Below are 19,314 nucleotides of genomic sequence, written 5' to 3' on the forward strand. Positions count from 1 at the left end.
CGGGCCGGGTGAGTTTGGCCCGCGTTACCGGTTCCCTCCCCGGTGGCGTTTTGATTCAGGGTTCGGCCCCTCCCGGTAGCCAACAAAAGTACCGGCGGGCCTCACGGACCAGCGTTCTACCCAACTTAGCATGAGCAACTTTTCCCACATCGCCAACGCGCACCCTTCCTACATCGAAAATCTGTACCAGACCTTCCTGCAGGACGCGACGGCGGTGGACGAAACCTGGCGCGACTTCTTCCTCGGTTTCGACTACGCCTCCGGCCACCAGAACGGCAGCGCCAGCGGCAACAAAATGCCCGTGGCCGCCGACGGCAGCATCGACTGGGAGCACGTCGCCAAGGAAATCAAGGTATTTGCCCTAATCAAAGCCTACCGCACCCGGGGCCACATGGACGCTTCCATCGACCCCATCAATGAATTCGACGACCCGGACGCGATCCTGGACCTGCAGGATTTCGGCCTCGCCGAATCCGACCTGGAGGTGGAGTTCCTCGCCGCCAAGCAGCTCTTCTTTGAGGGCAAGGCGCCGCTGAAGGACATCATCGCCAAACTCAACGAAGTCTACCTCGGCTCCATCGGCTTTGAGTTCGACCACATCTTCCTCCGCGCCAAGCGCCGGTGGTTGCGGACGCGCATCGAGCAGCATCAGCCCAATAAGGCCTACAGCCTGGATGGTGAGGACAAGAAACACATCCTCTCCCGCCTCAACGACGCGGTTGGATTTGAGGATTTCCTGAAGACCAAGTACGTCGCCCAGAAGCGCTTCGGCCTGGAGGGTGGCGAAGCGGCCATCGTTGGGTTGGATACCATTATCGACCAGGCGTCCATCGAGGGCGTCGAGGAAGTCGTGATCGGCATGGCCCACCGCGGCCGCCTGAACGTGCTGGCCAACATCATGGGTAAGTCCTACGAATCCATCTTCCAGGAGTTCGAAGGCGTAACGCCCGACGACGTGAAGGGCGATGGCGACGTAAAGTACCACATGGGCTACAGCAGCATCCGCGGCACCCGCGCCGGCAAGGAAGTTAACGTCAAGCTGGCCCCGAACCCCAGCCATCTGGAGGCCGTCGGGCCCGTCGTGGAGGGTTTCGCCCGCGCCAAGGCGGACGAGCTATACGATAACGACTACGACAAGATCCTCCCCATCCTCATCCACGGCGACGCGGCGGTGGCCGGCCAGGGCGTCGTCTTCGAAACCGCCCAGATGAGCGAACTGGATGCGTACACCACCGGTGGCACGATCCACTACATCATCAACAATCAGATCGGTTTCACCACCGACCAGGAGGACGCCCGCACGAGCATCTACGCCAGCGGCGTGGCGAGCGTGGTGCAGGCCCCCGTCTTCCACGTAAACGGTGACGACCCGGAGGCGGTCATGTTCGTCAGCCGCATGGCCGTCGAGTACCGCAACGAGTTTAATTCCGACGTTTTCATCGACATGCTTTGCTACCGCAAGCACGGCCACAACGAAGGCGACGACCCGGGTTATACTCAGCCGGGCATGTATCAAAAGGTCAAGAAGCACTCCGACGTCCGCAAACTCTACATCCAGCAATTGGTGGAACGGGGCGACCTGGAAAAGGCGGAAGCCCTCCAGATGGGCAAAGATTTCAAAGCCCGCCTCCAGGGCATCTTCGACAAGGTCAAGAAGCAGGAGCTCCCCTACAAGTACCAGCCACCGGAGGAAGCCTGGCGCGCGCTTAACAGCGACCACTGGAAGATGTCCGAGTTCGAGCAGAGCCCCGAAACGGGTGTGGCCAAGGACCGGATCGAGAGCGTCCTTCAGCACCTCGTCAGCCTCCCCGACGACTTCACGCCGGTGAATAAGGTGGACCGCCTGTTCAAGAGCTACAATAAGTCCATCGAGGAAAACAAACTCGACTGGGCACTCGGCGAACTGACCGCCTACGCCACTCTCCTGCTGGAAGGCAAGGATGTGCGCATGACGGGCCAGGACGTCCGCCGCGGCACCTTCAGCCACCGCCACGCCGTGCTGGTCAGTAAGGATGGCGAAACGACCTACAACCGCCTCGACGGCATGAACGAGGACCAGGGCAAGATGCGCATCTTCAACTCCCTGCTGAGTGAATTTGCCGTCCTCGGCTTCGAATACGGTTACGCTACGGCGGACCCGAACAACCTCGTCGTTTGGGAAGCCCAGTTCGGCGATTTCGCCAATGGCGCGATGACGATCTTCGATCAGTTCGTCAGCAGCGGCGAAAGCAAGTGGGCGCGGATGAACGGCCTCACGGTGCTTTTACCCCACGGGTACGAAGGTCAAGGACCGGAGCACTCCAGCGCCCGCCTCGAACGCTTCCTCCAGCTCTGCGCGGAGTACAATATGGTGGTGACGAACATCACGATGCCGGCCAACTTCTTCCACGCCCTTCGCCGCCAGTTAGCCTGGGATTTCCGTAAGCCGATGATCAACATGAGCCCGAAGTCCGGCCTGCGCCACCCAATGGCCGTAAGCCAAGTGGCGGAATTCACGGAGGGCACCCGCTTCCAGGAGATTCTCGACGACCCCACGGTGGAGAAGGCGTCCGCCGTCAAGCGCGTCCTTTTCTGTAGTGGCAAGGTCTACTTCGATCTCGCCCAACACAAGGAAAAGAACCAGCGCGACGACGTCGCCATCGTCCGCTTCGAGCAGTTGTTCCCACTGCCTCCCGGGCAGGTCAACGCCATCATCGATCGTTACGCCGGTGCCGAGTTGTACTGGGTGCAGGAGGAGAGCCGCAACGCGGGCGCCTGGTCCTACATCAGCGAGCACTTCATCTACAACGAGGCCATTGGCCGCAAACTCACCTACGTTGGCCGCCCGGCCACGGCTTCGCCGGCGACTGGCTACAAGAAAGTGCACGAGCACGAGCAGTTGGCGTTGATTGAGCGGGCGTTTGGGTAATCCCCACCCCCGGCCCCTGCCCGAGGGGGAGGGGAGTATGCTCGCTCAAAAATGTATACTGCTTGGATTGCATCAATGCAATGTCAATCGTATCGTAGTGCTGCATTGGGCGCTGGCGCGGGTGCTGTGTGGATGGGATTGAACGTAGCGCTCAGCATTAGTAATACCATTAATTGGGTAATACCGATCGTGTCGTTAGTCGTACCCGTTAGGCAAGCAATGAGGACAATCAACAACCGGGATTGGTCACTGATTTTCGTAATGCTAGCGGTAGTCTGCTGGTTAGTTGGTGTGTTGACGATGGCGTCACCCTACTTCTCTAAGGAGGCGGAGGCTACGTGGCGAAATGTTTCCCAAATTGGAATGGTTGCTTGTATGGTGGTGGCTGCCTATCTATTGTTTTTGGCGGGGCGGGAGCGTGCGCTTGGGGTTGGCGCTTTGATGATTTTGTATGTTTTTATTTGGTTGGGGGTAGCCTCTTGGGTTTGGATGTTTTGGTTGTTGGGGAGTGTGTTTGGTTAGCCTCCCGGCTCCCGACCTCCAGGTCGGGTTTTCAGATCTTTATGCACATTTTATGTTTCTTGCTTTTGTTGCACTTCTTTTCAGATGAAAAGAAGCAAAAATCTTGTCCTGTAACCGTGGCTTAACGCGATTTCTCGGCGGAAAGGCTAAAATCTGCAAACTCGCTAATAAATTTTTGCGCTGAGTCTAGGTCTGTTGATTACATTAAATTGTGGGTATAGCGTAAATGTTGGCGCGCTCGAACAGTGCAGATTTCTTGACGCCTTTCCGCCGAGAAATCGCTACCACGTTTAAGGGACGGGTAACTTCGAGGGCTAGAGGTATCACATCTAACGCCTAAAATCTAACGTCTAAAGTCCCTCCAAGCCTTTCCGCTGAGAAATTGCTACTACAGTTCAGGGACGGATGACTTCCAAGGCTTGAGGTATCCCGTCTAACTTCTAAAATCTAACGTCTAAAGTCCCTAAAAGCCTTTCCGCCGGAAACATCACTTCTGCTCAACAAAATTGCTGTTGAAAATATAAAAGCCGCTAGAACTCCCTATCTTCCAACCAAACATGAAACACCTAACGACAAAACTTACGCTACTTTTTCTTCTATCCTGGGCATCATCGCTCACCGCACAAAACAACCCCTCTTGGCCGGACACCCTCAATGTACTCGTCCCTTTCTACTTTGAAGACGGCATTGGTAATAAGGATACCGTATTCGTTGGGTTTAGTGACGAAGCAACAGATGCAATCAATTCACATTTGGGAGAAGTTGATATTACGGGTCAGCCATTCGATAGCATTTTTGAAGTCCGAGTCGCGGAGTTGAATCGCAGGTATAGACCAGAATTCGGTTTGAAGTATTCTGGTAAAACGGGTTATTATAATCGAGTCTATGATTTTCGGTCTTCTACCATCCCCTGTATTAATTATTCCTCCACTAGGATCATCGAGTTCGTAGTAAACGTTAATCACTATCCAATTAAAGTTTCTTGGGATTCAAGCGTGTTCAGAGAAGGTGGAGATTTGTATTGTATTGCGAATTCGTTGATTACCAATAATTACGCCGAACCAATTTTGGACCGATGGTGGGAATTTGCAGCTCCCAATGATCTGGACTTTAAATGTTTAGCGGTTCAGAACAGTACTCACAGTTTTGAACCATTCGCTTCTAGATTTGTGAATTCTCCTTTTGACCCTACGGGAGCATTTATCGTGTTACCAGAAGAAGGCAGCTCTGGGCCAGATACAATGGCCATCTTGTCATTTTCACTTAATTACGGAAATATTGAAACCCCTCCCTGCCACGACATCCTAGCCCCCGTATCCAACCCCGCCGAAGAACTTCCCTTTACGGTTTATCCCAACCCAGCCACCAGCAATTTGCGGGTCACGCTTCCGGAGAACAGCCTGGCTACCAATTTTCGGTTTGACATCTACTCTGCTTATGGTCGTCTCCTGCAATCGGGGCGGCTTGGGGTTGGTGGCTCCATTGATGTTGCGGACCTAGCTACCGGCACCTATTGCTTGCGCCTGGTGGATGAGGCGACGGGGGAGACGGGCGTGGTGATGTGGGTGAAGCGGTGATGGGGGGTGAATGAATTTATCAACTTTTTGAGGCAAGCTCAAAGTGAGTGAGAGGACTGCGTCAAATCACCGCCTGTCAAAATTATTCTGCGATACCGCTAATCGCTGCGTATTTTACTAACGAATTATTAAGTATTCCCGAACCCTACTGCTAATGAAACCAGGATTTACTCTCATCCAACTTGCTGGTAGCTACCACCATCAACTTGACTTGTCATTCCTTCCAAATGGAGCAGGTACAATTGTAGTTGTAGTTGATGGATACCCCTATTACAAACAGTTTGTAAAGCAATAGCGAGATGAATAACTTAAGTCTTAGGTTAATTGGTGCGCTTGTATGCTTGGCGCTAAATAGTCTGCATGCGCAGAGCAACTACGAATGGCCAGATACCCTCAATGTGCTCGTCCCTTTCTACTTTGAAGACGGCATTGGTAATAAGGATACCGTATTCGTTGGGTTTAGTGACGAAGCAACAGATGCAATCAATTCACATTTGGGAGAAGTTGATATTACGGGTCAGCCATTCGATAGTATTTTTGAAGTCCGAGTTGCGGAGTTGAATCGCAGGTATAGTCCAAAATTCGGTTTGAGGTATTCTGGTAAGACGGGTTATTTTAATCGAGTTTATGATTTTCGGTCTTCTACCATCCCATGTATTAATTATTCCTTCACTAGGATCATCGAATTCGTAGTAAATGTTGATCACTATCCAATTAAAGTTTCTTGGGATTCAAGCGTGTTCAGAGAAGGTGGAGATTTGTATTGTATTGCGAATTCGTTGATTACCAATAATTACGCCGAACCAATTTTGGACCGATGGTGGGAATTTGCAGCTCCCAATGATCTGGACTTTAAATGTTTGGCGGTTCAGAACAGTACTCACAGTTTTGAACCATTCGCTTCTAGATTTGTGAATTCTCCTTTTGACCCTACGGGAGCATTTATCGTGTTACCAGAAGAAGGAAGTTCTGGGCCAGATACAATGGCCATCTTGTCACTGTCACTTTACTACGGAAATGTTCAAAGCCCTCCCTGCCACGACATCCTAGCCCCCGTATCCAACCCCACCGAAGAACTTCCCTTTACGGTTTACCCCAACCCAGCCACCAGCAATTTACGGGTCACGCTTCCGGAGAACAGCTTGGCTACCAATTTTCGGTTTGACATCTACTCTGCTTACGGTCGTCTGCTGCAATCTGGGCAGCTTGAGGTTGGTGGCTCTATTGAAGTAGCGGACCTGGCTACCGGCACCTATTGCTTGCGTCTGGTGGATGAGGCGACGGGGGAGACGGGCGTGGTGATGTGGGTGAAGCGGTGATGTAGGTCAGAGAATTTTGCGCCTTTGGAATTTTTATATTATGAAGCAGTGAGACTGATCAACTCTTCGGTGGGGCATTTACTATTTGGAAATTCAAAATTTGTTGCGTACTTTACTTTCGCCTACTTGTCACACCACTTATCAAAATCCTATGAAGCACCTGTTAACCTTACTTCTATTATTCACCACCATAATTGTTTTCGGACAGGCTGACCCTGGGGACTACTGCGCCTCAGATTCTCTTGCTACTAGCCCCCCAGTGTCGTTAGACAAAAGCGCTCATCCTTTCTGTAACCTCGGGGTGCCGGACATAGTTAACAATTGTAAGGAAGTTTACGTGAAAGTAAACGTACATTTCTTTGTCAATGATGATGGTACTGGTTTGACGGCCGGCAATGGGGCATCCAATCAACTTGAGCAGCGAGACGTTTTTCAAAAGGCTGACGATCTCGTGTACTTTGCCAATCAATACATGGAAGACATAAGTAGTAATAAACAGCTGAACCAAATCCCGTGGGGGGCTGATACAACTTCTGCTCAATGTGTTGGTTTGCGGTTTTTGCTTGATGAAGTCTTTATTCATCGAGACAGTAATATGGACTTAATTAATATTGGAGGCCATAATGACCAATATGTTGGAATAAATTACAGAGACGCCTATAATATTCTTGCGGTAGACATTAGGCGGGCAAGTGGGTACGCGCCTAGACAAGGTAGATATATGGTGGTGAGATCATTCGACCAGCAATTGATCGTCCATGAGTTTGGACATTCACTACTTTTGGAGCATACGCATTTTGGTAATTCCAATGGTGATGATAATTGTTTTGATACACCATGGTATAAATGGGAATATGATCGATATGGTGACGGCAGCGTGATCGACAGTAAAAAAACCTGTTGGAATGTGTCAAATAGAGATGCATCCGGAACAGACCTTTGTACACCAAATGGCACGACGGTAATAAATCCTCACCCTTGTTGCGACAGTTCAACGGTGAATAATAACGTCATGACGTATTCGGCTGCCGCACAAAGTGGTTCGATTGCCGCTCTGACTCCTTGTCAAGTCGACATTGCAATGACGGAGTTATTGAAGGAAAAGTGTGACTTAATTGCAGCGATCGAACCAATCTGTAAGCCAGTGTCAGCGCACATTGGTTATAAGCCAAATACTGATTTTAGTCAGGATTGTAGTTGGACATTTTACTTGCGAGGAAGTACCAACGAGACTGAACACAGGATTTCGTACCAAAAGTTACAGCCTGACGGTACGTATAGTCCATTTTTAGACTCCGATTGGCTACCGGGTAGAGCACGGGAAGAAAGGGTAGTAGTTGGCGATGATCCTTACATCAAGCACGGTACGGTTAGACTCCCATCTAATTCGACCTACATCATGACGCTCACTACCAGAAATAATTGTGATACGGATCATTATCGGGTAGAATTTACAACAGGAGCCTGCGACGTAGGAGACCAAGACGATTCACCTAATCCAGGGCCGTTTCATACGGAAGAATTTCAGGCCTACCCCAACCCGAGTAATGGACCAATCACGCTTGAATATGGAATCGCTTCTTCCGCTGAAATAGAAATTTACGTAGGTTCTAATGCGACAAATTCATTTGAACTCATTGCAGATATTTCGGGCTACAAACTTGCTGGTAGCTACCACCATCAACTTGACTTGTCATTCCTTCCAAATGGAGCAGGTACAATAGTAGTTGTAGTTGATGGATACCCCTTTTACAAGCAGTTTGTAAAGCAATAGCGAGATGAATGCTAAATTTGTAATTTCTATTTTTGGAATAATTGTTTCTTGCAGTTGTCTCACCGCACAAAACACCCCCTCCTGGCCGGACACCCTAAATGTACTCGTTCCCTTTTATCTTGAGGATGGTATAGGGAACAAAGACACTGTTTATTTAGGTTTTAGCGATAACGTGCAGGACACGATAAACCCAAATTTGGGGGAGGTTGACTTGACCGATCAGCCTTTTGATAGCGTATTTGAAGTAAGATTAGTTAATTTTAATAGAAGAAGTAATGTTAATTCAGGAATTAACTATTCAGGTAAGGTTGGATATGCAAGAAGATCTTACAGATTTAGGTCCAACACTACACCTTGTATAAATTATGTGGTAACTAGAGGTTTTGAATTCTTAGTGAGAGTAAAGCATTATCCAGTCACCATTACTTGGGATCCTAGCGAGTTCAGGAGTGGCGGGGACTTGGAATGCATTTCTAAATCATTTATAACCAATTCATACGTGGAGCTGGTTCAGGATGAATGGTGGAATTTAACTATGCCAAATGGTTTTGATTTCAGCTGCTTAGGAACAGCAGATGGGGAGCATCAATTTTATCCGATCGACTTGGCTGAAGCCCCTTTTGATCCATTCGGTGCATTCGCAATATTGCCCGTAGCAGGAGAGCCGCAACCAGATACTTTAGCAATTTATCCCATATCACTTTATTACGGGAGCATAGACAGCCAGCCCTGCCACGACATCCTAGCCCCCGTATCCAACCCCACCGAAGAACTTCCCTTTACGGTTTACCCCAACCCAGCCACCAGCAATTTGGGGGTCACGCTTCCGGAGAACAGCCTGGCTACCAATTTTCGGTATGACATGTACTCTGCTTACGGTCGCCTGCTGCAATCGGGAAGACTGGGGGTTGGTGGCTCCATTGAAGTAGCGGACTTGACTACCGGCACCTACTGCCTGCGCCTGGTGGATGAGGCGACGGGGGAGACGGGCGTGGTGATGTGGGTGAAGCGGTGATGGGGATATTGACCACAATAGAGGCTAACATGTTAGCTATTCTGGCCTATAATCCGTATTTTGGCTAAAATATTAGCTATGGATGGTAAGTATGGTTTAGGGCCCACCCCCGGTTCGGTGATGCGGGCGTTGGCAGACCGGCATAAGCAGTTACGTAAGGATAAAGGATACAGCCAGGCGGAGATGGCGAAGCGGTCCGGGGTATCCCTGGGGAGTTTGAAGCGCTTCGAGCAAAGCGGGCAAATCTCATTGATCAACCTTATCCGGCTCATGAATCTGCTAGGTCGGTTGGATGATTTCCGGACGGTGATGGAACGCAAGTTTGACCCGAAGGAAGCGGCTAAGCTGTTTACTTCCTCAACCGGGGAGGGATGAAACGGCTGAACGTAAATTTGGATTTCGGGGTGGAAACCTATTCTGTGGGCCAGCTCGTAAACGATGCGGGGGAGATTCTTTTTCGTTACAATGCCCAATTTTTGGAGCGGGGCTATAATCTCTCACCGTTCCGCTTAAAAATGAACGCGGAGCCACAGACGGCGAGTGTCGACTTTTTTGAAGGGTTATTCGGCGTTTTTAGTGATAGCCTACCCGACGGTTGGGGGCGGCTGCTCATGGACCGCTATTTACGTGAGCGCAACCTGTTGGCAGACGGATTTAACGTGCTCGATCGCCTGGCATACGTCGGAACTAATGGTATGGGGGCGCTTACCTACCAACCCGCTAAAGAGGCCAGCGGCCACTTCAAAGGCTTAGACCTGGATAAAATCGCCACTGCCTCCGCTGAGGTATTGCGCGGCGAAGATGTGGACGTGGTGGAACAACTCGTACAACTAACGGGCTCATCCGGTGGGGCACGGCCTAAGATTACGGCACTCTACAATGCTACCGCAGACGAATTAATGTCGTGGCCGCCCAGAGAAGCACCGCCTCCAGGTTTTGCGGAGTGGCTCATCAAATTTCCGGCAACCATTGATCCACCAGATATCGCAAGGATTGAACTATTCTATGCAGATCTGGCTCGCAAAGCTGGGCTCGAAGTTGCCCCGACGCGGCTCTTTACCGGAGCATCCGGTGCAACGTATTTCGGAACCCAACGCTTTGATCGTAGAGGAAACGAAAGATTGCACCTACACACCGTAGCCGGTATCCTGCACGATAATTTTCGTTATCCCAATCTCGACTATGGCCACGTAATGCACGCCGCTTACGAACTGGAACAGGATTCCTCCGTATACGAGCGCGTACTTCGACTTGCCGCCTTCAACGTGTACGCGCACAATTTGGATGACCACTCCAAGAATATCTCTTTTTTGATGGACCGGTACGGCAAATGGACACTTGCGCCAGCCTACGATCTCACCTTCTCCCATTCTCCACACGGCTACCATAGTATGTCCGTGGCGGGAGTTGCGAAAGCGCCGGGCTTCGCAGACCTCAAGCGCCTGGCAGAAGAATTTGGCGTTGTCGATGCCGGTGACATCATTGCTGAGGTGCGCCAAACGGTCCTCGCGAGCCTCACTGATCTGGATCAATACCAATTATCAACAAGCTCCGCAAAGGAAATCAGGCAAACTCTGCGAGCCGTGAGTAAAAGTTGAGGCTTAGCGTTAAAAAGGTCTCACTTGCCCGGTTGAATTTTTGGTAGATCAATTCCCCATTATCTTACCCCACCGCTCACCCCAACACCATGCTGAAACGCACCCTCCCCCTGCTTGCCATCGCCCTGATTTGTTTCGCCACCGGCATGGCCGTCAACGACGAACTGACGAAGGCTGATCTGTTCGCCGCCGCCAGGGTCCTGGGTTTGGACTTCCTCGATGACGATGAGGTTGAGCTGATGTTGGAGGACGTCCAGGAGCAGACGGCTACCCTGGAGAAGTTGGGGGAGATCTCCATCGATAACGGCGTATCCCCCGCACTGGCGTTCAATCCCGTACTTCGTCCGGACCAACTTCCTGCGTCCAATACCGTCTCTGCACCCGCGGCAGCGCCCGATGTACTGACCGTGAACGCGACGACTACGCCCCTGCAGTGGATGACCGTGAAGCAACTCGGGACCCTCATCAAGGGGGGCGACATTACGAGCCGGCAACTGACGGAATTCTTCCTGAAACGACTGAAAGAACACGACCCGACGCTGCACTGCGTGATCACCCTGACCGAGGAACGCGCCCTGGCCCAGGCCGATAAAATGGACGCCGAACTCGCCGCCGGAAAGTACCGCGGCCCGCTGCACGGTATCCCCTACGGCGCCAAGGACCTGCTCGCCGCGAAGGGCTACAAAACGACCTGGGGCGCCAAACCGTACCGGGACCAGACCATCGACGTGGACGCCGCCGTGATCGAACAACTCGACGAAGCCGGGGCCGTGCTCGTGGCCAAACTGACCCTCGGTGCCCTCGCCTGGGGCGACGTTTGGTACGGCGAAATGACCCGCAACCCCTGGGACCCGACCAAGGGCAGCAGTGGTTCCTCCGCTGGATCAGCCAGCGCGGTTGCCGCCGGATTGGTGCCCTTTGCCATCGGGACGGAGACGCTCGGGAGCATCGTCAGCCCCAGCACGGTTTGCGGAACGACGGGGCTGCGGCCCACCTTCGGCCGGGTAAGCCGCTACGGTGCCATGGCCCTGAGTTGGAGTATGGACAAGGTCGGGCCGATCACCCGGACGGCCGAAGACGCCGGCCTCGTGCTCGCCCACATGGCCCACTACGACCCGCGGGACGCCCACGCCATCGAGGCCGGGTTCCAGTACCGCTGGCCCACCGAAGCGGCGCGGGGTAAGCGGATTGGGTACCTCAAATCCGTGATGGACGGCGATTATCCTTTCCACGAGCAGGATTCTACGGTGCTCGCCGCGTTGAGGGGTAGAGGTTACGAACTCGTACCCATCGAGCTGCCCGAAGCGCCGGATATCAGCTTCATTCTCAGCGTGGAGGCCGCCGCCGCCTTCGACGCCCTGACGCGCAGCAACCAGGACGATGAATTGACGCGGCAAGTCCGCCGGGCCTGGCCGAATACTTTCCGGACAGCGCACTTCGTCCCGGCCGTCGCGTACGTGCAGGCCAACCGCCTCCGCCGCCAGTTGATGGAGGATATGGATAAGGTGCTAACCGAAGCGGACGTAGACGTATACGTCAACCCCAGCTGGCATTCGAGCAGTCTATTTATTACGAATATGACGGGCCACCCCTGTATTTCCGTCCCGAACGGAATGAACGCGGAGGGTACGCCGACGAGCGTTACGTTTACGGGCAAGCTATTTCACGAGCAAGCGATTGTGGACGTGGCGCACGCGTACCAGATGGCTAGTGAGTGGGAGGAGGTGCATCCGGAGGGATTTTGAGTGGGGCGTGTTAGTGCTTTGGTATTTTGGTGCTTCGGTTATAGAAGCACCAAAACACCACACCATCGGCAACATCTTATGCTCAAGAAACATTATGTTTGTGAAACATAAGATGACTAGTGTTCTATAATCGTACTCAGGAAATAGAGAGACTGACCCGGGCGTTGGCCAGGGAGCGGAAGCAGTTTATCGTGTTGTACGGTAGGCGGCGCTGCGGGAAGTCTACTTTGTTGCGCAAGTTTTTGGGAGCGAAAGATGTGTACTACCTAGCTTCTCAGAGTGAGCAGACCCTCCAATTGGCAGCCTTTCGCCAGTTGCTGGCGGAACGCATTCCAGCGTTTGCGCACGCTAATTTTACGGATTGGAACGCCCTGCTGCATTTTCTGAATAGCCAGGTTACCGAGCGTTTTACGCTGGTGATTGACGAATTCCCCTACCTCGTAAGGGCAGCGCCCGATCTACCCAGCATTATCCAGCGCTTGGTCGACGACCGGGCAAAACTGAAGTTTGACATCATCCTTTGCGGATCGTCCCAGCAGATGATGCAGGGTCTTGTCCTTTCGGGAACGGCGCCGCTTTACGGCCGGGCGGATGAGGTACTGAAGATTGATCCCCTGGCAGCTGGATGGCTACTCGATCACCTGCCCGGGCAGACTGCCGATCAGCTTATTACGGAATTTTCGACCTGGGGCGGCGTGCCGCGCTACTGGGAACTCCGCAGTGATTATCCCGATTACGATTCAGCCGTTGCGGAACTAGTGCTCAGCCCCGACGGAGTATTGCGTAACGAGCCCGCCCGTTTGCTGCTTGATGACCTACGGGACCCTACGGGTGCCCTTTCTCTGCTGTACTTGATTGCAAACGGTGTGCACCGCCCTTCGGAGTTGGGTGCGCGGCTGAATAAACCTGCTACCGATCTATCTCGCCCACTCAAAAAGCTGATTGACCTTGGTTACGTGGAACGCGAAAGTCCGTTTAAAGCAAAATCGAAGCACCGCAAGGGGAATCTTTACAAAGTGAAAGATTCCTTCATTCGCTTTTACTTTCAGTACGTGCAACCTAACCTCTCGAATTTACAGGTCGATAATTCGGCCCGTCTCTGGCAGCAATTAAAAGTGAATTTACCACTGTTCGTAAGCCACGAGTTTGAGCGCATGGCCAGAGTCGCCGTGACGCAGGGTGAACTTGGTAAGGACTTTTTCTTTACCCAGCGTTGGTGGGGTAAGGGAAAAAATGGGAAGCCGATGGAAATTGATCTAGTGGGTGAATCTCTCGATAAAACTAAGCTACTCGTTGGCGAATGCAAATGGTCCACCGTAAAAGCACCGGATACACTTAATGCCGATTTGCTAAGCAAGGCCACTCAGCTACCATTTTATCACGGCCAGGAGTTAATCCCGGTGCTCATCGCGAAAAATTTCGCTCACCCACCAAAATGCTTTCACCTCGGCGCTGAGGAAGTACTGACGTTATTACGGAAGTAAACATCCAAGATTAATAACCCATATCGATATGCAAAACCAACAACAACTCCTAAAAAACCGCCCCACCGGCCTGCCCGACGAAAACACCTGGGAGCTCGTCACCACGGAAGTTCCCGAACTGCGGGAGGGCCAAATCCTCGTCCGAAACCACTACGTTTCCCTCGACCCTGCGATGCGCGGCTGGATGAACGACCGCAAATCCTACATCGAGCCCGTGGCCATCGGCGACGTGATGCGGGCCGGTAGCGTGGGGGAGGTCATTAAAGTCAATAAGCATCCGAGTTTCAAGGTGGGTGACGTCGTGACGGGGTGGGGCGGCGTCCAGGAATACCACGTATCCGACGGCAGCGGCTATTACCCGGTCGATACCCGCCTGGCGCCCATGGAAACCTACATTGGCACCCTCGGCATGCCGGGCCTGACGGCCTACTTCGGTATCCTGGAAGTCGGAGAACTGAAGGAGGGCGACGTTGTCCTCGTTTCCGGCGCGGCGGGCGCGGTGGGTAGCGTGGTTGGGCAGATCGCCAAACTCAAAAATTGCACCGTCATCGGCATCGCCGGCGGCCCCGAAAAGTGCGCTTACCTAACGGAAGAACTCGGCTTCGATGGGGCCATCGACTACAAAAACGACAACCTGTACGCCGGCCTCAAAAAGTATTGTCCCAAAGGCATCGATATTTATTTTGATAACGTAGGTGGCGACATCCTCGATGCGGCCCTCACCAAACTGCGGATGAATGCCCGCGTCGTCATCTGCGGCGCCATCAGCCAGTACAACAACACGACGCCCATTAAAGGCCCAAGTAATTACCTGAACCTACTCGTCACCCGCAGCACCATGAAGGGCATGGTCGTTTTCGATCACGCGAAAGGATACGCTGCCGCCGCCAGACAAATGGGCCAGTGGATGGCGGAAGGGAAATTGAAAAGCCGCGAAGATGTGTACGAAGGGATCGAAAATTTTCGGGAGACATTTTTGCGGTTGTTTTCGGGGGAGAAGATGGGGAAGTTGGTGTTGAAGATTGTTTGATGACTTTAGACGTTAGATTTTGGATTTTAGATGGGATGCCTGATAATTTGGTAGCACTTTTTCAGTACGAAGACATTATCCGGAGACCCGACCTCCGGTCGGGTAGTACTGCCAAATGAAGGGTTGTACAATTTTTTAAAATCTATTAACCAATAAAACAAATCACCCGACCGGAGGTCGGGTCTCCAGCTCCTACAAAATTCTGCACTAATAATTTTGTAGCTTTACCTAGCGTTTTCTTAAGCACTATTTGATAAGTTTAACCCAAGACCGAAGCCCTGATGTACGACTACCGCCTAGCCTATTTCTACAATCTTTCTATCACTGTTCTCCTCGGCATGTACGTATTTTCACGTATATCCACCGTCATCAAGTTTCCTGACGATCCTTATCGTAATATAGTGTATCTGATTGCAGCACTTCCGTCCGCCATCGCTGCGTATCACTTCTGGCAACAATATCAGGAGCGGCGGGAGTTGTCCGTACGGGAGGGGGTGTTTATTCTTACAGCGGTGCAGATTGCTACGAATATGATTGGTTGGTTTTTGCGGTGAAATAAGAGGGATGTTAGAGGTTAGATTTTGGATTTTAGATGGGATGCCTGAATCCCCTGGAAGTTATCCTTCCCTTAACCGTGGTAGTGATTTTAGCGGTAGAAAGCGTGATACGGAGACCCGACCTCTGGTCGGGTTAAACTGCCGTGAGATAGGTCCTATATTTTTGAATATAAATAATTGAAAAAAATAATCAACCCGACCGGAGGTCGGGTCTCCAAAATTGTCTCCAAACCGGGCTACAAAAGATTTTCCAACGCTTTAGCACTCCGCTCAAAATCAAACGAAGCCAACACCGCTTCTCGCTTTGCCGCAATCCGTTCATTTCCCAAATTCCCCAAACTGCCCAAGTGGGTATGTTTCAACTCCGTAGGCGGCACAAAAGTGCCCGCTTCAATATCCCGACCCACCTGCGTATACGCATCTCGGAAAGGCACGCCTTGCAGCACCAAATTATTGACGGCTTCGACGGAATAGAGGTAAACGTAACGCGGGTCCGTCGGGAGTTCTTGGGCGCTGACGCGGGTGCGCGGTAAAGCGTAGCGCACCATGGATAGACAATCCTCCAATTGGTCGAGGGCGGGGAAGATGGCTTCCTTCAGCAACTGGAACTCCCGGTGGTAACCGGAGGGTAAGTTCCCCGTCAATTGCGCCATCTGCGCCGGAAGGGTCTGAAGGAGGTTGCACCGGCCACGAATGAGCTCAAACACATCTGGATTCTTCTTGTGCGGCATGATGCTGGAGCCCGTCGTCAACTCATTGGGGAGTTGGAGGAAGCCGAAGTTCTGGCTACTGTAGAGGCACACGTCCATGGCCAACTTCCCCAGGGTTTGGGCGACGCCCGCAATGCCGAAGGCCGTCACCAACTCGGATTTGCCCCGGCCCATTTGCGCCGCCACGACGTTGACGACCGGGCTCGAAAAACCGAGGAGCTCCGTCGTCCGGTCCCGATCCAGGGGGAAGCTGGAGCCGTAGCCCGCGGCGGAGCCAAGGGGGTTTTGGTCCACCACGTCGTAGATGCCCGTCCAGAGTTTGAGGTCGTCGACCAGGGCCTCTGCGTAGGCCCCGAACCAAAGGCCAAAACTCGATACCATCGCCACCTGCAGGTGGGTGTAACCGGGGATGAGCTTGTCTTTGTGCTCCTCGCTTAATTCGGTGAGGGTTTGGCTGAGCTCCCCCGTCAGTTCCACGATGCCCTGAATGCGGTGGCGGAAGTAAAGGCGGAGGTCCACCAGCACTTGGTCGTTACGGCTCCGTCCGGAGTGAATCTTCTTGCCATCGTCGCCGAGGGCCCGCGTGAGCAACATCTCCACCTGGCTGTGGACGTCCTCCACACCCTCCTCAATGGTGAATTGGCCGGAGGCGGCGTCCTGATATAGTGCTTGCAACTTCTCCCGGCACCTGCGTGCAGCGCCCTCGTCCAACAGACCGACTTCGGAAAGCATTTGGATGTGCGCTAACGATCCGAGGATGTCGAACGGCGCCAGCTCCAGGTCGAGTTCGCGGTCGCGGCCGATGGTGAAGTCGGCGATGCGTTGGTCGAGGTCGTAGTCTTTTTCCCAGAGTTTGGTGGCCATAGCGGTAGCGTTGAGTGGCCACGAAGGTAGGAAATAGAGAAGCCGCCCGGCCAAATGATGACACGGGCGGCTCCGATAAATTTAGCCGGTAACTGGAGGCGCTAGCGCTTCACAAAACGCTGGACGCTGCGCTCGCCGGTGGGCGTGCGGACTTCCAGCAGGTAAGCACCGGGGCGCAGGCTACTCAGGTCGATATCGTTGCCAGCCACGGGGACGGCAACGACCTGGCCGAAGCCGTTGTAGATCGTCAATTCGCCGGCGGGGCCGCGGTATTGCATCCGGTCCGTAGCGGGGTTGGGATAGAGGGAAACTGCCGCTTGCGCCACCTCGCTGCGGAGGGTGACGACTTTAGAAAAGGCGGTCGTGCCGTCGAAGTCAACCTGGCGGAGGCGGTAGTAATGCACGGAGCCCGTGGGGTTGGCGTGCTCGAAAGTGTACTCGTTGACGGAGGAAGCTTCAACCGCGCCGGTTACCCGCCCGATCGGAGCGAAGGTGGCACCGTCGGTGCTGTACTCGACGTCGAAGTAATCGTTATCCAACTCGGAGGCGGTCGTCCATTCGAGCAAGGAAGCCCCTTTACTCAGCGTCCGGCCACGGAATTCCGTCAGTTCAACGGGGAGGACGGCGTCGTTGCACGACACTACTTCCGTGCCCGGTACTTCACTAGCATCGTTGGCGCAGTAGACGGCGATGTTATCGATAGCGATGTCTTCTCCGACGGTATTGATGGAGTCGACCTCGATACGAATATCCACCGTAGTAGCGCCGGGGGGCGGGGCCAGGGCGAAGCAGTATTTGGTAAAGGTTTCGTTGATGACTGGGCCTTCTCCACCTCCCTCGTTGCAACCCGTGTCGAAAGCGGGCGGTGAATCCGTACCGTTGGAGGATTGCAGGCCAGTCACGCGCAGCTCCGTTCCGTCGTCAAACGTAGTGTAAACGTAGAGGTTTGAACTGCCATCCCAAGAGTCAAATACACCCGCATTGCTTTGCTCGACGGCGCTGGCGGATTCGGCGAAGTCCATACAGAGGTACACCATGTTGGTGCAGGACGTGATGTCGATACCGGCAACCGAAAGGAAACCGCCGGGAGGGCCACCACAGGCATTATCCGCGTCGCGCGCGCCGAAGAAACTGCCGTCAGCGTTATTGTAAGTGTAATTGCTGTTGATGTTGTCGCCACCGCAGGGGCCACCGTCAAGGCAAACCACGCCAAAGTAGTCGTTGCTATTAACTCTGCTGCAGGCGGGGTCGATGGTAAAGGGCGTGCTCGCGGAGCCATCAAAGTCTTCCAGATAGATCGGCCCGGCGCCGGATACGAAGGGCGTACAGGCATCCAGCAACGTGCCGGGGAGGGTGCCCGGATCAGTGGTGCAGTGGACGCTGATGTCGTCGATGGCAATATCCTCCCCCTGAGTGTTCAGCTCGCCAAAGGTGAACTCAAGATCGAGGGCCGACCCCGTAGTGGGCAACTCGAAACAGTAGTTGGTGAAGGTGGCCGTCACCTCCGGCTCGCCGGGGTCGTCGGCGCGGCCGTCACAGTTGACGTCGATGCCCGGGCGGGTATCCGAATTGGTGAACGCCTGAATGGCGGTGACGTCGGTCAGGTTCGCACCATCCACGCCGGCCCGGACGAAGACGTAGGACGCGGCATCCCAGGTGTCTTCCCGCATGTTGGAGTTGCTGTATTCGGAACCATTAGCCCCGTCCATGTTACGGGTCTCCGCCACGGTGAAGCAGAGGTAAAGGACGTTGGTCGCCCCACCGCAGGAGGTGATGTCGATGTCCGTAAAGCTGAGTAGTTCACCGGCCAGATCCACCGAACAGCCGGGGGCGGAATCCATGTCGCGGACACCAAAGAAAGTGCCGCTGGCGGCCCCGTAGACGAAGTCGGACCGGACGGGATTACTACAACTGCCCCCGTTCTCACACACGAGGCCGAAGTAGTCGTTATTATCCATCGTGCAGCTCATGTCGAAAGCTGGCGGATTGGTGGTATTGGCCCCGTCGAAGTCCTCCGTCCAAATTTGAGCGGAGAGGAAGAGGGGAAAGAAGCATAGAAGAGCAAGTAGAGTTCGTAGCATAATCGAAGTTAGGTTGATCGCCAAAGGACGAATGAAATCGATTGTAATATATAACGGTTTCATTTACAGACAGGCAGAGAGCGACTTGTTAGATAATTTTAGTCCTTCCGGTGGATGATTTACCCCCCTT

Annotated in this window: 13 protein-coding genes; 11 read left to right on the plus strand and 2 right to left on the minus strand. The window is 53.2% G+C overall.

The genetic code is table 11. From position 1 onward, the window contains the following. Window positions 1-130 precede the first annotated feature (130 nt). The 11 genes from A3850_RS07655 to A3850_RS07715 all read left to right on the plus strand — a co-directional run bounded on the left by A3850_RS07655 (window position 131) and on the right by A3850_RS07715 (window position 15,526). Complete coding sequence (locus tag A3850_RS07655; protein ID WP_068215275.1) at window positions 131-2,908, plus strand: 2-oxoglutarate dehydrogenase E1 component; 2,778 nt, start codon at window positions 131-133, stop codon at window positions 2,906-2,908. A 1,079-nt stretch (window positions 2,909-3,987) separates the two neighbouring features. After that, window positions 3,988-5,007 (plus strand): T9SS type A sorting domain-containing protein, encoded by a 1,020-nt coding sequence (locus A3850_RS19895; protein WP_082921684.1) that lies wholly within the window; start codon window positions 3,988-3,990, stop codon window positions 5,005-5,007. A gap of 299 nt (window positions 5,008-5,306) precedes the next feature. Continuing rightward, window positions 5,307-6,326: a T9SS type A sorting domain-containing protein gene (locus tag A3850_RS19900; protein ID WP_082921685.1), complete on the plus strand. Its 1,020-nt coding sequence runs from the start codon at window positions 5,307-5,309 to the stop codon at window positions 6,324-6,326. A 337-nt stretch (window positions 6,327-6,663) separates the two neighbouring features. Continuing rightward, a complete protein-coding gene (locus A3850_RS07680) occupies window positions 6,664-8,100 on the plus strand; it encodes a hypothetical protein (protein WP_157500977.1) in 1,437 nt (478 codons plus the stop codon). A 4-nt stretch (window positions 8,101-8,104) separates the two neighbouring features. After that, window positions 8,105-9,115, plus strand: a complete 1,011-nt coding sequence (locus A3850_RS19905; protein ID WP_082921686.1) for a T9SS type A sorting domain-containing protein — start codon at window positions 8,105-8,107, stop codon at window positions 9,113-9,115. Between the two features lie 78 nt (window positions 9,116-9,193). Further along, the gene (locus A3850_RS07690; RefSeq protein ID WP_068215282.1) at window positions 9,194-9,490 is read left to right on the plus strand and encodes a helix-turn-helix domain-containing protein; all 297 of its coding nucleotides are present in this window, start codon (window positions 9,194-9,196) and stop codon (window positions 9,488-9,490) included. Continuing rightward, the gene (locus tag A3850_RS07695; protein ID WP_068215283.1) at window positions 9,487-10,713 is read left to right on the plus strand and encodes a type II toxin-antitoxin system HipA family toxin; all 1,227 of its coding nucleotides are present in this window, start codon (window positions 9,487-9,489) and stop codon (window positions 10,711-10,713) included. The genes A3850_RS07690 and A3850_RS07695 overlap by 4 nt, the downstream gene beginning before the upstream one ends. 89 nt (window positions 10,714-10,802) lie before the next feature. Beyond that, on the plus strand, window positions 10,803-12,458 hold the full coding sequence (locus A3850_RS07700; protein ID WP_068215284.1) for an amidase: 1,656 nt from the start codon (window positions 10,803-10,805) through the stop codon (window positions 12,456-12,458). 119 nt (window positions 12,459-12,577) lie between these two features. Beyond that, window positions 12,578-13,942 carry an ATP-binding protein gene (locus tag A3850_RS07705; protein WP_068215285.1) on the plus strand — a complete coding sequence of 455 codons (1,365 nt, stop codon included), beginning with the start codon at window positions 12,578-12,580 and terminating at the stop codon, window positions 13,940-13,942. 28 nt (window positions 13,943-13,970) lie between these two features. Then, the gene (locus tag A3850_RS07710) at window positions 13,971-14,972 is read left to right on the plus strand and encodes an NADP-dependent oxidoreductase (protein ID WP_068215286.1); all 1,002 of its coding nucleotides are present in this window, start codon (window positions 13,971-13,973) and stop codon (window positions 14,970-14,972) included. Window positions 14,973-15,253: 281 nt separating this feature from the next. Further along, window positions 15,254-15,526 (plus strand): hypothetical protein, encoded by a 273-nt coding sequence (locus A3850_RS07715; protein ID WP_068215287.1) that lies wholly within the window; start codon window positions 15,254-15,256, stop codon window positions 15,524-15,526. 239 nt (window positions 15,527-15,765) lie between these two features. On the opposite strand, the gene argH is transcribed toward A3850_RS07715, so the two are convergent. Beyond that, window positions 15,766-17,103 carry an argininosuccinate lyase gene (argH, locus tag A3850_RS07720; RefSeq protein ID WP_068215288.1) on the minus strand — a complete coding sequence of 446 codons (1,338 nt, stop codon included), beginning with the start codon at window positions 17,101-17,103 and terminating at the stop codon, window positions 15,766-15,768. 101 nt (window positions 17,104-17,204) lie between these two features. Then, complete coding sequence (locus tag A3850_RS07725; RefSeq protein WP_068215290.1) at window positions 17,205-19,184, minus strand: T9SS type A sorting domain-containing protein; 1,980 nt, start codon at window positions 19,182-19,184, stop codon at window positions 17,205-17,207. Window positions 19,185-19,314: the final 130 nt, after the last annotated feature.

Origin of the sequence: Lewinella sp. 4G2, assembly GCF_001625015.1 — a bacterium.
Classification (GTDB): domain Bacteria; phylum Bacteroidota; class Bacteroidia; order Chitinophagales; family Saprospiraceae; genus Neolewinella.

Excerpts from the sequence above, each read along its gene's own strand:
- A3850_RS07655 (WP_068215275.1), top strand. The coding sequence starts at position 131 with ATGAGCAACTTTTCCCACATCGCCAACGCGCACCCTTCCTACATCGAA.
- A3850_RS19895 (WP_082921684.1), top strand. The coding sequence starts at position 3,988 with ATGAAACACCTAACGACAAAACTTACGCTACTTTTTCTTCTATCCTGG.
- A3850_RS19900 (WP_082921685.1), top strand. The coding sequence starts at position 5,307 with ATGAATAACTTAAGTCTTAGGTTAATTGGTGCGCTTGTATGCTTGGCG.
- A3850_RS19905 (WP_082921686.1), top strand. The coding sequence starts at position 8,105 with ATGAATGCTAAATTTGTAATTTCTATTTTTGGAATAATTGTTTCTTGC.
- A3850_RS07690 (WP_068215282.1), top strand. The coding sequence starts at position 9,194 with ATGGATGGTAAGTATGGTTTAGGGCCCACCCCCGGTTCGGTGATGCGG.
- A3850_RS07695 (WP_068215283.1), top strand. The coding sequence starts at position 9,487 with ATGAAACGGCTGAACGTAAATTTGGATTTCGGGGTGGAAACCTATTCT.
- A3850_RS07700 (WP_068215284.1), top strand. The coding sequence starts at position 10,803 with ATGCTGAAACGCACCCTCCCCCTGCTTGCCATCGCCCTGATTTGTTTC.
- A3850_RS07710 (WP_068215286.1), top strand. The coding sequence starts at position 13,971 with ATGCAAAACCAACAACAACTCCTAAAAAACCGCCCCACCGGCCTGCCC.
- A3850_RS07715 (WP_068215287.1), top strand. The coding sequence starts at position 15,254 with ATGTACGACTACCGCCTAGCCTATTTCTACAATCTTTCTATCACTGTT.
- argH (WP_068215288.1), bottom strand. The coding sequence starts at position 17,103 with ATGGCCACCAAACTCTGGGAAAAAGACTACGACCTCGACCAACGCATC.
- A3850_RS07725 (WP_068215290.1), bottom strand. The coding sequence starts at position 19,184 with ATGCTACGAACTCTACTTGCTCTTCTATGCTTCTTTCCCCTCTTCCTC.